Annotated in this window: 1 protein-coding gene; it reads left to right on the top strand. The window is 61.4% G+C overall.

What is annotated here, in order from left to right; all coding sequences use genetic code 11:
- A partial coding sequence (locus OGX96_RS00750) for a DUF6531 domain-containing protein (protein ID WP_286582006.1) occupies positions 1-210 on the top strand: 210 nt, incomplete at both ends.

Genomic DNA, 210 nt, shown 5'->3' with positions numbered 1-210 from the left:
GCACCGGCCGGCATCTTCGGTCCCGGCTGGAAAGCACCTTTCGATATCCGCTTACAGATACGTGATGAGGAACTTATCCTCAACGACAACGGCGGGCGCAGCGTTCACTTTGAGCACCTGTTCCCCGGGGAAGTGGCCTTCAGCCGCAGCGAACGCTTCTGGCTCGCCCGTGGTGGCGTGGCGAAACTGCACGAGAGTCATCCCCTGCAC

The organism is Citrobacter sp. Cpo100, assembly GCF_030332595.1.
GTDB lineage: Bacteria > Pseudomonadota > Gammaproteobacteria > Enterobacterales > Enterobacteriaceae > Citrobacter > Citrobacter portucalensis.
The sequence above is the reverse complement of the archived record's forward strand: the minus strand, read 5'-3'. Positions and strand labels throughout refer to the sequence as shown.